This is a genomic window from Staphylococcus saprophyticus subsp. saprophyticus ATCC 15305 = NCTC 7292 (assembly GCF_000010125.1).
In the GTDB taxonomy this organism is placed as follows: domain Bacteria; phylum Bacillota; class Bacilli; order Staphylococcales; family Staphylococcaceae; genus Staphylococcus; species Staphylococcus saprophyticus.
Genome location: NC_007351.1, coordinates 1 through 13611 on the forward strand (window position 1 = coordinate 1; position 13611 = coordinate 13611).

11 protein-coding genes and 4 pseudogenes are annotated in these 13611 nt (G+C 30.0%); 4 read left to right on the plus strand and 11 right to left on the minus strand.

Going from position 1 to position 13611, the window contains the following annotated elements; all coding sequences use genetic code 11:
* Positions 1 to 73 precede the first annotated feature (73 nt).
* Positions 74 to 376 (minus strand): annotated as a pseudogene (locus SSP_RS12275) (orotidine 5'-phosphate decarboxylase / HUMPS family protein); the annotation flags it as partial.
* An 18-nt stretch (positions 377 to 394) separates the two neighbouring features.
* Here SSP_RS12275 and SSP_RS12855 point away from each other — a divergent pair.
* Positions 395 to 586: pseudogene (locus SSP_RS12855) on the plus strand (winged helix-turn-helix transcriptional regulator); the annotation flags it as partial.
* A gap of 204 nt (positions 587 to 790) precedes the next feature.
* Here the strand turns inward: SSP_RS12855 and SSP_RS12280 are convergent.
* Together SSP_RS12280 and SSP_RS12285 are read right to left on the minus strand one after the other, a co-directional pair.
* Positions 791 to 1246, minus strand: coding sequence for a MarR family winged helix-turn-helix transcriptional regulator (locus SSP_RS12280; RefSeq protein WP_011304031.1), 456 nt, complete (start codon positions 1244 to 1246; stop codon positions 791 to 793).
* Between the two features lie 85 nt (positions 1247 to 1331).
* Positions 1332 to 4181, minus strand: a complete 2850-nt coding sequence (locus SSP_RS12285; protein ID WP_011304032.1) for a YhgE/Pip domain-containing protein — start codon at positions 4179 to 4181, stop codon at positions 1332 to 1334.
* A gap of 218 nt (positions 4182 to 4399) precedes the next feature.
* On the opposite strand from SSP_RS12285, the gene SSP_RS12290 reads away from it, so the two are divergent.
* Entirely contained in the window at positions 4400 to 6517 is a 2118-nt protein-coding gene (locus tag SSP_RS12290; protein ID WP_011304033.1) for an amidase domain-containing protein, read from the plus strand.
* A gap of 165 nt (positions 6518 to 6682) precedes the next feature.
* Here the strand turns inward: SSP_RS12290 and SSP_RS12295 are convergent, their stop codons facing one another.
* Entirely contained in the window at positions 6683 to 8539 is a 1857-nt protein-coding gene (locus SSP_RS12295; RefSeq protein ID WP_226956096.1) for a GA module-containing protein, read from the minus strand.
* Between the two features lie 246 nt (positions 8540 to 8785).
* On the opposite strand from SSP_RS12295, the pseudogene SSP_RS12860 reads away from it, so the two are divergent.
* A pseudogene (locus SSP_RS12860) lies at positions 8786 to 9042 on the plus strand (butanediol dehydrogenase); the annotation flags it as partial.
* A 124-nt stretch (positions 9043 to 9166) separates the two neighbouring features.
* On the opposite strand, the gene SSP_RS12300 reads toward SSP_RS12860, so the two are convergent.
* The 6 genes from SSP_RS12300 to SSP_RS12325 form a co-directional block, all read right to left on the minus strand.
* Positions 9167 to 9541: a hypothetical protein gene (locus SSP_RS12300; RefSeq protein ID WP_011304037.1), complete on the minus strand. Its 375-nt coding sequence runs from the start codon at positions 9539 to 9541 to the stop codon at positions 9167 to 9169.
* A gap of 7 nt (positions 9542 to 9548) precedes the next feature.
* Positions 9549 to 10073 (minus strand): acyl-CoA thioesterase, encoded by a 525-nt coding sequence (locus SSP_RS12305; RefSeq protein ID WP_011304038.1) that lies wholly within the window; start codon positions 10071 to 10073, stop codon positions 9549 to 9551.
* A gap of 109 nt (positions 10074 to 10182) precedes the next feature.
* Positions 10183 to 11070, minus strand: coding sequence for a cidABC operon transcriptional activator CidR (cidR, locus tag SSP_RS12310; protein ID WP_011304039.1), 888 nt, complete (start codon positions 11068 to 11070; stop codon positions 10183 to 10185).
* A gap of 48 nt (positions 11071 to 11118) precedes the next feature.
* Positions 11119 to 11670, minus strand: a complete 552-nt coding sequence (locus SSP_RS12315; RefSeq protein WP_011304040.1) for a recombinase family protein — start codon at positions 11668 to 11670, stop codon at positions 11119 to 11121.
* Between the two features lie 226 nt (positions 11671 to 11896).
* The gene (locus tag SSP_RS12320; protein ID WP_002508713.1) at positions 11897 to 12109 is read right to left on the minus strand and encodes a hypothetical protein; all 213 of its coding nucleotides are present in this window, start codon (positions 12107 to 12109) and stop codon (positions 11897 to 11899) included.
* A 78-nt stretch (positions 12110 to 12187) separates the two neighbouring features.
* A complete protein-coding gene (locus SSP_RS12325; protein WP_002508712.1) occupies positions 12188 to 12487 on the minus strand; it encodes a hypothetical protein in 300 nt (99 codons plus the stop codon).
* A 285-nt stretch (positions 12488 to 12772) separates the two neighbouring features.
* Here SSP_RS12325 and SSP_RS12865 point away from each other — a divergent pair.
* Positions 12773 to 12907, plus strand: a pseudogene (locus tag SSP_RS12865) (helix-turn-helix domain-containing protein); the annotation flags it as partial.
* Positions 12908 to 13213: 306 nt separating this feature from the next.
* Here the strand turns inward: SSP_RS12865 and arsC are convergent.
* Positions 13214 to 13609, minus strand: coding sequence for an arsenate reductase (thioredoxin) (arsC, locus tag SSP_RS12330; protein ID WP_002509695.1), 396 nt, complete (start codon positions 13607 to 13609; stop codon positions 13214 to 13216).
* Positions 13610 to 13611: the final 2 nt, after the last annotated feature.

Consider the following 13611-nt stretch of genomic DNA (forward strand, 5'->3'; position numbering starts at 1 on the left):
CTAGTTTTTTCACAAATTACATGTGCATTTTTATCTGTTTAGTTTAATCTTATTTAATATTAATTGTAACTGATTATGCATTTGTATGGGCATCTACAATATCACGACATTGTTTAGCAGCTTCTACAGGGTCATCAGCATTTGCAATGCCGCCACCAACAATAATTAAATCAGGATTTTCTGCAACAATATCTTTAATTGTATCTGGTTTAATACCACCTGCGACTGCTACTTTAGAATTACTAATTACAGATTTAACTTTACGTAAACTTTCTAAAGGAGATTGACCTTCAGCTTGTAAGTCATAACCAGTATGAACAGCGATATAATCTGCGTCTAAATCATCTAAATCTTGTACTGCAATCATAGCTACTAATTTTAGAAAAGTAATCGTTTAAGATTAAGTGAATTACAAAATACACTACCTTATATCAATCAGCGTATGTTAATAAGAAAACTTCGAGAATTAGAGCAAGACAAAATCATTGAAAGAACTGTCTAACCAGTAGTTCCCCCTAAAGTAGGTTGTAAATTGAATGAAATAGAATTAAACCTTGATAAACTAGTTTCTTCAATTTGTAGTTAGAGCATTGACTTTCTAGATACAATTAAAAGTAATAATCATAGGTATTAACATAAGTAATCGTTATTAGAAATTATTATGCCTTTTTATTAAATTTAGTTACTAAACAAGCGACTTCAAATATTAAGTGAAATCATTCTCATATACCAAGTAAAGTGACAAATAAACATTGAAATTTCATTTTTCAACTATCTAAATTAATTTACTCTAGTAGTACTTTTTTAAAAATGTCTTTTCAAAATTCATGAGCTGATACATAAATTTTTCAAAATCTTCTCTAACAAAACAACTTAACAAAAGTAACTTTATTTCTTTTGTTAAGTTTATTTTCATTTCTTTTAATAAGCGTTCTCCATTATGCGTCAAACTCAATAATTTAGTACGTTTATCATTCGAATAAACTCGTTGCACATAACCTTTGCTTTCTAACTTCTTAACACGTTTTGATGCAGCTGTCTTATAAGTACGTTGCTTATTTGCTAAGTCGTTAATCGATACTTTTTCATTATGCTGAATAAAATACATTGTTTCTATTTGTTCATAAGATAAGTAACGACCTGGTTCCAATTCTTTAACCATGTTAGTAATTGCTTTATTAATATTCGCTGTAGCATCATAGAATTGGTTAATTATTATTTCTAAGTTTCCCTCTTTATGCTCCATATTAACCTTCCTTACTAAACTATCGTTTTTCAACCATCATTGATTTTTTAAAAATTAAATATTACTTATTATAAGCATAATAACTTTATTCCATTACATCACTTTCTTCAGCTTTTTCAGTTGCTTTTCTCATCAGTGGATCAGTAATTGGTTTAAAGATAACACCAATTAATAAAAATCCTATACCAAATAATGAAAGTATCACTAATTTTTTAGTTAAAATTTCAGGTACAGGTCCTCCAACTGCTTCTCTTAAAGCATCTATTGAATAAGAGAAAGGTAAATAAGGGTGAATGACTTGGAAGAACTCTGGTGTAACTTGGATAGGGAAGGTTCCTCCACCACCTGCTATTTGTAGTACAAGGAAGATGATTGCAATTGCTTTCCCTGGATTTCCTAACAATGACACTAAAGTATACACAATTGAAATAAATACAAGTGATGAGAATACTGATATAGCAATAAACCATACAACAGATTCAACTTGCGCTTTCAGTATCACCATATCTCCAATTGATACGATGAGTGCTTGGATAATACCCAACGTGTAAAACAACCCACTCTTTCCTAGATAAATTTCTCTTGTCGTTAGATGTGGCTCTAATGATTTATGTTTATTATCTGTCGTTAATAAACTTACTAGTAATAAAGCTCCTACCCATATTGCTAATGCTGTGTAAAATGGTGTGCTTGCTGAACCGTAGTCTTTCACAGGAAATATGTCTTTTTGATCTATATTAATTGGATTTGCGATTACATTAGCTTGTTTTTTCAAATCATTTTTCAATAAGTCTACCATTTTATCCACTGCATCGTCGTCTTCAATCTCGTCAAATAGTTTGTTCGCTTTAGCCAGATCTTTTTCAACATCTGGTAATTGATTACGTGCAAAATCTGCCAAATTGTGCAAGCTTTCTTTTGCACGTGGTTGATTTGTATCTAAAATATCTACCAAATTATCATAGCGATTAAACAGTGTAGGTATTGTATTGTTCACAGTTGCTGTTGTATCAGATAACTGTTGTTCTAAACCTGGCAAGTCATTTTCAATAAATGATGCTGCGTTAGAAACACTTTGTTTAAATTGTGGATAATAATTTTGAGCAATAGACATTGCATCCATATATCTTTGCTCAATGACTGGTAGTGCACTTTGAATCGTCTCAACTCTATCCTTACCAGTAGTTAAAATACTTTCTCCTGAATTTATAACTTGATCAATTGTGTTTAATTTCGATTGAACAGTTGATAGTTTTATATCGCCGTCATCTAATAATGACATCACATCATTAGATACATCTAATAATTTTTGGTTTAGTTCTGACTTAATATAGTTTCTTAAATCATCTAAGCTACTATTCACGCGTGGAATTTCTTTAAGTAATTCTACTGCTTCTTCTTTACCAGAACTTCCATTCGAAAGTGCTTCACTAAGTTGATTTTGTGTCTTAATTAAATTATTAATTCTATTATTTGCTGACTCTAATTCCTTAATCTCATCAGAAAGATCTACCTTTTCTCTATCTTCAAGCTCTGATAATATATCTATAAACTTTTGATTGGACTTACTTGTTACTTCAAGCCTAGATTTAATATTATCTAAAGTTTCTTTGAAATCTTTTGGCTTATCTGTAGATATAATACCGTAAGTGACATTTTTTAGCGCATTAATATCTTCTTGACTACTTTCCGCTTGTTTGTCGGTATAATTGGATAAAGATAATAATGATTTTGATAGTGAAGATTCCATTGCGCTTACATCTTCACTACTTATTGCTGTTCCATTTTGATTATTTCCAGCATTGTCGCTATTACTATTACTTATTTGCGAAGTTTTAATATTTGAATAACTATCTGACCCTTTAGAACTTTGCTGCTCAGTTTCAACATTTTCTTGTAATCGATTATTAGCATTTTGATTTGCTTCTTGTGCATTATCAACGACTTCTTGATAGCCTTCGACACGCTGTTGCACTGCAGGTAAATATCCTTGCGCTTCATTCAGGCCTTGTAACCCTGCGTCAACCCCTGCGCTTGCAAGGTCTACACCACGATTAATTTTTGGAAAAGCTTCTGGTACATCATTAGATGCAACATTCAAGGCATTCTCAATATTTGGCATGTAGTCATTTAATGCCAATATCAATTTAGCTCGCTCATTTAATGTCGGAATGGCCGCATTAACTTGGTTTAATTTATCTGCAGCATCTATAACCTCACCTTTATGATTTCCTAACGCTCTAAATTCATCAGCATAATTGTCAATTTCATCCTGATTTTCATCTAAATATATTATTTTATCAGCAAAATCATTAATTTTGGGTATAGAATCATTAGCTTTAGATACTGCATCTTCAATTTTATTTATGGTTGGAATTTCTTCCTCAAGTTTCACGCCAAGTCGATTTGCTTCATCTAATAATGCTTTTGTTACTGTCTCATTAAATTGTTCATTTGCTTTTTGAACAATGGCACTCGTCCCTGCATTTGTCATTTTAGGCGCAATCGCATTAAGTTTTTGATTCACTTTGTATTCTACGTCTGCTTGCTGTGGGTTTTTTCGAAGTGTGCCGGTAATTTGGTGTGTAAACTTCTCTGGTATGTAAATGGCCGCGTAATAATCGCCCATCTTCAAATCATGATCGGCTTTTTTTCGACTTACAAATTGCCAATCAAAGTTATCATCTTTCTTTAGTTTATTGGTGATTTTATTGCCCACGTTCACATTTTTATCTTTAACTGTATCTCCCTTATCCTCATTTACAACAGCCACTTTAATATTTTTAGTATTACCGTATGGATCCCATGTCGCTTCTAAGTTAAACCAAGCATAAAAAGAAGGAAGAAGTGCTAAACCTCCTAAAATCACTAAAACAGCAGGCGTCTTAGCAATCTTTTTCAAATCCATTACAAATAATTTTATTGCGTTCTTCATTTATACACCTCTAAAACTGTATCTATTGATTTTTCTTACATAAATTTAAAATTACTATTTGTTAATTTCATATAAGTTGATATACTGAATGCATTAACAAAGTCTATTCATTTTATAGTTGATATGTATCAACTAAATCTAAGTCTGTTTACAGTGTACCAAGACAAACCATAGTTTGTACATAGCAAAATAATATATTTTAGAAAAGAGGTATTTTCATGAAGCAACAAAAATTATTAGTCTGTTTGCTTTCAACTTCTTTACTTATTCCATCATTTTCTATCAACGATGTTAGTGCCGAATCTTTAGAAAAAAGTGCCACAACTTCTGAATCAAATGACGTGTATAAGGAAAAAGATGAGGAGCAAGCTAAGCAATCACATTCATCAAAAAATGGAAATGATGAAAAGAATAAAGCTAGTGATGAAAAGGAAAATAGTGAACGCAAGAGTAAGTTAAATAGTACAAAAGATGAAAGGACTACAGAAGATATTAATAATAAAAGACATAAAACTTCTGATAATAAATCATCCAATGAAAAAATACCAAGTTCATTTGAAAATTCATTTAATGATTCATCGTCTTATGATAGTTTGAATGTTTTCAAGCCAGAACCTTTTAGGAGTGACAAGGATGGGCTATCTGAATTATTAAATCAACTGTTCTCTAATAATAAAATGAAACAAACTTCTACTATAGAGAATAACGATGTACAAAACGAGAAGAATGACAGTCACAATGATAATACATCTATAGATCAAATAAATCCAAATACGACATATTCGGATGATAGTGACGAATCAAATACTAACAATTTAGAAAAGAATAGTGATAAGGGTTCACTACAAGATGACATTGATGATGTACAGTCATCTGAGAAGTCAGAGAACGATGATATAGATAATAAGTCTGAATCAAACAAACTTCCAGTTGATAAAAATCAAAAAAAAGATGATGGTGAGTCAAAACAATCCTCCCAACAAGATCAATCTTATGAAGAAGCAAATAATGATGCTGATAATCTAGACAACAAAGATAATGACACACCTGCTACTGAAAACGATAATGCCAACAGTGATAACGAAAATGCTGATAAATCAGATACAAAATCTGACGATAAAGTATTAGATGCAATTTTAGACGAGTATAGTGAAGATGCTAAAAATAATAAAAAACAATATGATGCTCAAAAAGATGATTTATCAAATGGAAATAGTAAAAGTAAGAAAAATAATTCTGAAAAACAGGCATCGAATACAAATGCTAACCCTCAATTACCGTCTGAATCACAATTAGCTAAAAAAGAAAAGCCAGCTCAATCATTTGAAAACGACATAAACCAATCAAACATCAGATCTACTGCAACTTTCCAACAATTGCCAAATTTATCGGATGATAATAACAATTCTAACGATATAACAATTACTGAAAGTAAAAATACACGAGATTTTATTAAAACAGTTGCACAAGACGCTCACGACATAGGTCAAGATGAAGATATTTATGCATCTGTTATGATTGCCCAAGCCATATTAGAATCTGACTCAGGCACTAGCGATCTTGCTAGTTCACCCCATTTCAATTTATTTGGAATAAAAGGAGCTTATGAAGGTCAGTCGGCTACATTTAATACACTCGAAGATAATGGCAACCATACGTTCCAAATTTCAGCAAACTTCCGCAGCTATCCAAGCAAAAAAGAATCATTGGAAGATTATGCCAATTTAATCAAACACGGCATCGATGGTAACCAGGACATTTATAAACCAACATGGAAAAGTGAAGCTTATAGTTACCGTTCAGCAACAATGCATTTGGCTACCACATACGCGACTGATTCACAATACGCGGACAAATTAAATAGTATTATCAACCACTATGACTTAACACAGTTTGATAATAAAAAAATGCCTGATTTAGATAACTACAAAGCGAACAAGGATGATTATGATTCAGCCTTCAAACCATTTTCAGAAACAACAAATGACTCTCCTTATCCTCATGGGCAATGTACATGGTATGTTTATAATCGCATGGCACAGTTCGACAAATATGTGAGTGGTGATTTAGGCGACGCACGAAACTGGAATAATCGAGCAGAAAGAAAAGATTATGCTGTTTCTTCAACACCAAAAGCTCACACTGCCGTTGTATTTGAGGCAGGTCAACAAGGGGCAGACCAGATCTACGGTCATGTAGCTTTTGTAGAAAAAGTTAACGATGATGGTTCTATCGTTATATCAGAATCAAACATTAAAGGACTTGGTATCGTTTCTTATAGAACAATTGATGCAGATGCTGCAACTGAATTGAGTTACATTACAGGTAATAACTAGTAAATTTAAATATTCCTTTTATTTTCTTTATTAAAGTGTTTAATTTAGCTTTTATTCATTCAAAATACAAATGCTCCATTCAAAGTTCCACTTACTAGTGTTCACTTTGAATGGAGCATTTTCAATATACTATATAAATTAACTCGTACTAAAATACGTTATAATTTAATATTTACAATTTTTCGATTTATTTCGTTTGATGAACCATATTAATCCACCACCTATAATGAAAAGTAGAATCCCTAATGGAATTGTTGATTTTTTTACTACTGTTCCTGTATCAGGTAAAGAAAAATCACCATTATTGTCAAATAAACCACTTAAAAAGCTACCCGAGGAATCACCTAGAGATAAAGCACGCCCAGGCGAAGGATTAGATATATCCTTAATTCCATCTAATATACTGTTTCTATTGAATAAATCGTCAAATAGACTTGGTGTACCAAGTAATTTTGAATTTCCACTTAATTTTCGCATCTGTTCAGCTCTGTCTAACAAACTCCCATCAAATTTATTAGATAAACTTGGCGTATATTTTAATGGTTCAAACAAACCATGCATATCATCTTTAAATTTACTTATGTCTTTATCAGCCTTTAATAGATCATTCAACTCATTATTAATTCCCGATTTCATTAGATTTAATAAGTTATGCTTAGAATCTTCTTTTTTGGCAATAACGTCAGCAAGCGCTTTAGCTTTAGCATCATTTAATTTCGTAGCTAGCATTGTTTCTAAAGCTTTACGTTTATCATGAGATTGGTCCAATATATTTTCTAAAATATCATCACTTGTAACATTGTCCCCAAAATGATGTTTGATTAAAGCTACAATTTGTTCGTTACTAGGATTTTTATGCATTATTTCATCAACGATTTTTGATGTATCTATATGATCAAATTTAGTTAATAGAATTGTTTTAATAAGTTCTTGCTTATCAGATGTTTTATCAAACATAGATTTTAAAATATCATCACTCGTAGTAGTAGATAAGTTATCTAACTCACTAACAACTTGACTCGCGATTTGTTGATCTGTTTTACCTTTTGTATCTATACGTTCTAAAATAGATTGTGCACTCTTTTCATCAAAAGTACCACTAACAATATCTTTTACAGCTTGTTCTTTATTATTTACAGATTGTAAATGATTTAATACAACGTCATTTTGTTTTTTTAGACTTTGTTGCGTTTTTTCTATTTCCTTTTTCAATTTTTCTTTGTTTTTAGCAGATATTGAGTCTCGTTCAGAAAGCTTTGAATCCAATATCTTTAAATTATTTTCTTTATTTTCGACATAATAATCTAAATTATCTTTTACTTTTGAATGGTTTGTCGTAACTTTATCGATGTCTTTTTTAATTTCGTCTGATTGTTGCATTTGATTACTCTTAGTATTAGATGTATCTTTAAATGCTAAACCGTCTTGGTTGTTTTCTTTAACAGCGCCTTCGTCTTTTTCTGAAGCCGTATTTTTATTTTCTTCACTATCATTCATATCTGCTATATCTTTACTTTCTTCATTTAGTTTACCCATATCAACTAAATGAGATATATCTTGCTTTGTATCTCTTTGATTTAAATTAGCATCAAACGTATTATCTTGCAGGTCTTCTTGATCGAACAAGTCAATACTATCTTGTTCTTCAATATGGTTAGACTTTTCTTTAACAGAAGAAACTATATTTTTTTTACTATCTAACTCACTTTTCACACTTTTCTTATCTTCAGATACTTCCTTTTTGTCATTTTCAATTAAATGACTCTGCACTCTATTCTGTTCAATGATTTTATTATCAACTTTTTTTGCTTTCTTCAATATTGCTTCAACTTCTTCTGTGCTTTTAGCTTTTGTAATTTCTTTAATAGAAGCATCTTTCTGACTATCTTTGATGTTTTTTAATTTATCAATTTTCTCTTTACCTTCTTGAATGCGTTTTTCTAGCGTATTTTCACTATTCGAATGCGTCTCAATATTTAAATCAGCCTTATCTTTTGCTTCTACTGATGGTGTCGAAGTCATACTATACCCCATCAAAGAAGTGCTAATAATGAGTGCCATAGTAGAAAATTTAAATTGATGATTTAATCTGGTTTTATTACTTAAATTATTATACCTTAACTTTTTCATTAAATTCACCTTTCTTCTAATTATTCATCCTCATTATATAGGTTATATAACTTTATTCAAATAGCAATATTGCTATACTATATCATTAAAAAATAAATTTTATGTCCAAATTTATTGATAAATCAACTTATATTTAAAACTGTCGTTATAGTGTCTATATTTGGTCATCCTATTGAATGGAATCCAATGCAATTAACAAATACAGGTGTAAAGCTCACTTCGACAATTGCTTATACACCTACTACATTTCAAAAACAATAGATTTAATTAATGAAGGTAATTTAAAAGTTAAAGATGTTATTACTGATGAGATAGAGCTAGATGATATTGTCGAATCAGGATTTGAAAAACTCATAAACGATAAATCACAAGCAAAAATTCTCATTAAGTTATAAAAATTAATAAAAGAGCCTCTCTAAATTTAGGGAAGCTCTTTTATTAGCTAAAATATAGTTTTATTTAGTCAAGAAATTTGTGAGTTTTTATAATTCATTAATCTAGGGATTGTTAATAAAGTTATTATTTAATAATTGTATTTTTAAATACAAAACTAGGTTCGGCACCTAAAATAATAAGAAATATTTGTGAGTAGTTCACATTTTGGAATTTTAACATCATATCTTTAAAAATTACAAAATTACTATCTTTTTTAACTTTTTTAACTTCTTGTTCATATAATTTTAAAACAGATTCTCTTATTAAAGTTGGTCGCTTATTTTGAATAATTTCACGGTTATCTGAAAACATTAGTAATCCTAAATATTTATAATGGATACTTAATTGTCTTGTCAAACTAGCTATATATTCTAACTTTTCATACATATTAGGAAACTTGTTTCTTAGTTTTTTCAAATCTAACTTAACTTGGTTTAATTCTTCCATTTCATTTATCATTTTATCACTACTCCAATTCCCATGGTTTATTGATATCAAGAGACTCAATTATATTTTTAGTTTGTGATCTTTTAATTTTTCGCATTTTAGCTCTTTCTTCGCCATCCATAAATAATAATTTTTCTTCTTTGGACTGAGGAGAGATTTTGGGTACTTTAATTGGTTTTTTCTTTTCATCCAAAGCTACAAAAGTAAGAAAAGCTACAGCAGCAATTTTTCTTTCTGCAGTGATCATATCTTCTGAAATGACTTTACAAAATATTTCCATAGACTTTTCTCCTGTATAAACTACATAAGATTCTATACAAACTGAATCAGATTGGGTGATTGGATATAAAAATTCTACTGAATCTGTAGAAGCTGTAACACATTCTTTAACTCTTGCATGTCTTCTAGCTGATAGCGTTGCGTTATTATCAATTTTTTTCATTAATACCCCCCCAAATAGGGTATTATAATTGTTTAAATCATTAATTAATACTTGATCCGTACTGACAATTTTACTGTCACTAGGAAATTTATAATTTTCCATAAAAAACTCCCGTTTCTATAATGTTTATGTTCTAATTATAGAGCGAGAGTATATAAATATAAAATATCTTTTTTTTATACAGCTATAAATTTCTCAAATACCTTTATATTTAATAGTTAATTAAGAAGTTTTCTTGGAGAAATTTAATCCAATTTTTTGTTAAAGAATCAACTATAATATCTTTTCTCCAAATAATACCAAGTTCCCATTTCATAGAAGGTTCATTAATATCGATGGCTTGTAAATTATTATCTAATAAGCCTAGTATTCCTTCGGGTAATATACATATCCCTAGATTATTTAATAACATTTCTTCTATGAAGCTCCATTGGGTGGTTTCAAAAATTATATTAGGATTAAAGCCATAATTTCTACATGTATTTTTGATTTTATCGTTTAAATAGAAATCAGAATTGAATAAAATAAATTCTTGTTCTTGTAAATCTTCAATATCAATCTTTGTTTTTTTAGATAATTCATGATTTTTATGAACGACCAGTTTTAATTTTTCTTCTAAAAAAGAGAATATATCAAAGTTTTTATTATTTGTAGGAAGTACAGTAATTCCCATGTCCAAATCACCATAATATACATCGTTTTCAATTTTTTTACTACCATTTTCAAAAAGTTGAAAAGTTATATTAGGATACATTTCATGAAATTCCGAAATTAAGCCAATTAATCTTCTTATATTAATAATAGTAGGGATTCCAATTTTCAAATGTCCCTTTTTTAATTCTAATAAATTACTTAACTCATTAGGGATATTATCATACATTTTAAGCATTTCTTTACATTGGAAAAAGAAAGCTTCTCCTGCGTCAGTTAAGTATATTTGGTTTTTATACCTATTAAATAAATTTACATCTAATTCTTCTTCTAATAATTTAATTGTATTACTAATTGTGGGTTGTGTGATAAAAAGATTAGATGCTGCTTTGGTCATACTTTTTTGCTTTACGACTTCTACAAAATACTGCATATGTCTAAGTTCCAATAAATTTCCTCCCTTTTTATTATTTCTTCACGTTACCAGTTTTTTAAACTAATTATTTTTTATTATTCTGTATACCGTTGAACGACTAACATCTGTCTGTTTAGCAATCTCTTCGCCTGTAAGTTTTTGTTCATCGTATAAGAATTTGATTTCTCTTTTCTTATAATCTGGCAAAGAAGGACGGCCGCCTTTTCTCCCTCTTGCTCTCGCAGCTTCTAGACCTTTTTTCGTACGTTCACTTAATAAGTTAGCTTCAAGTTCTGCAAATGCACTCATCATTGTAAAAAACATTTTTCCCATCGCATCTTTGGTTGACACATTCATATCAATAATATGTAAATCAATGCCGTTTTCATCTAACCATTGAGACAGATCAATTAATTGTTTTGTTGTACGTCCAAGACGATCTAATTTATAGATAACTAGGATGTCTCCTTCACGTAAATAGTCTAAACACTTATCAAGTTCTGTTCTTTTCGTTTTGCGACCACTCACTTTTTCGCTAAAGATACGTTCACAACCATAGTCTTTAAGTGTATCAATTTGTCCATCAAGACTTTGATCTTGTGTTGATACACGTGCATAACCAATTTTAGCCATTTCAATACCACCTCTTTTAATCGTTTTATGGGAACTTATTAATAAAATCTATTTCTCGATGCAAATAAGCACGTCTCTCATCGTCTGAAAACTCATGATTTTTGATATTTTCGACACATTGATTATAGCACAAGTTTATAGACTTAAATATCCAAGAAAAACCTCTTAATTTTAATTTAAGAGGTTTTGTGTCAAAAACGAACATTTTTAACTTTAAAGATTTTATCTATTTTTTATTCGTCTGTATAATAACAGATAAAATTATGGTTAAAATAAATATCAGTATAGTTGTAAAAATAATAATTTTATTATTAGGATTTTTATCTTCTTGCTCATCATATTCTTCTAATTCTTTAATTCTTTGCTCGTCTATTTCAACTTCTTCTCTTGAGCCTAGCTCATTATCTAAGATATAGGGTTGTTGGTCTTTTACTTTCATAAATTTTTTCTCCTTATTATTAGAATAGCAAATACACCTAAATCTTTAGGTGTCTCAGTTTTTTAAATTTCATTTTTATTACATTCGGCTAAGCAGTTCTTTTTTTATAATAATCAAAGCATGGTTACCTTTTGAGTTGATGTTTTCCTGAGCATTTAGTATTAATAAATCAATTAAATCGTCGTTATCTTTTTGACTTATTTCGTCTTTGAATTGATCAATATTTTCTATTAAAATTTTTTGATTGGGTTGCTGCTTGTCTATAGTGTAATACTGGTCAGCGCCCAAACCACCCTCTTCAATCATTTTCGATATTTCATTAGATCGTGTTTCATTTGTTTTGCTTATTTCTATTTCTTTTTTATCAGAGTTAACCATTACTATTCCCCCTATATGCCCATCATACACAGTGTAATAATACATATTTAAAATAACAATAACTCTGCTCACTAACAATTTACTGAGGGTTTAATAAATGACATTCTTGGTATCGCTTACATATATGGTTATTATTAGAATTCATATCAAAGAGGCACCATTGGTTGACCAAGGTGCCTCTTAATCGTTTCAAAAACAAATTTCATCTTAATAAGGATCATTTTTAGTACTCTAATCATACATACAGAAATACTGTTTTGCTAGCATCGATAATGGTTCGATTAGGGTAGACCCAAACGCGATGATAATAACCTTAGAGATGCTATTGAGATGTATATGAGCAAAAAATACACTTTAGATGAGATAAAAGAACAGACAAATATAAGTAGAGCAACCTTGTATCGTCATCTAGATAAATAAGAGGTGATGAACGTTGTTAAAACAAGATTTAGTGTATAATGTACTGTTATCGATTAGAGAAGAATAAAGTGTAGATTTTAAAACTTTAGATGTAAGCGAAAAAATTTTTTATTAGCACTTGAAAGCATAGCGAGGCAAGATTTAGCAAAAAATATAGAGTTATTCTACAATGGGTGTTTTCCTATATGTGGCACAACAATATATGCAGAACTAACAGAAAAAGGTAAGCAGCAAATATCATTATATAAAACAGAGGATAAGCACATATAACAATGCTTATCCTCTGTTTTTGAATTTTATATTAACTTAATTATCATAAAATTGCTTGATCTTTTGACCTATTTCATCTCTTACACGTTGAAATTCTGACCAAGATTTACCTGCTGGGTCATCAAAGCCCCAATGTTCTTTTTTTACATTAGGCGGGATGACTGGACAATTCTCATCAGCATCACTACAAAGTGTAACAACTAGGTCTGATTGTCTTAAAATTTTATTATCAATTAAATCAGAAGTATGGTTTGATATGTCAATATCCACTTCTTTCATAGCTTCTATCGCCTTAGGATTTACGCCATGCGTTTCGATACCTGCTGAGTAAACATTCCATTCTTCGCCGAGTATTTCTCTTCCCCAGCCCTCAGCCATTTGACTACGACAAGAATTACCAGTACATATAAAGTAAATTGTTTTCTTATCCATTT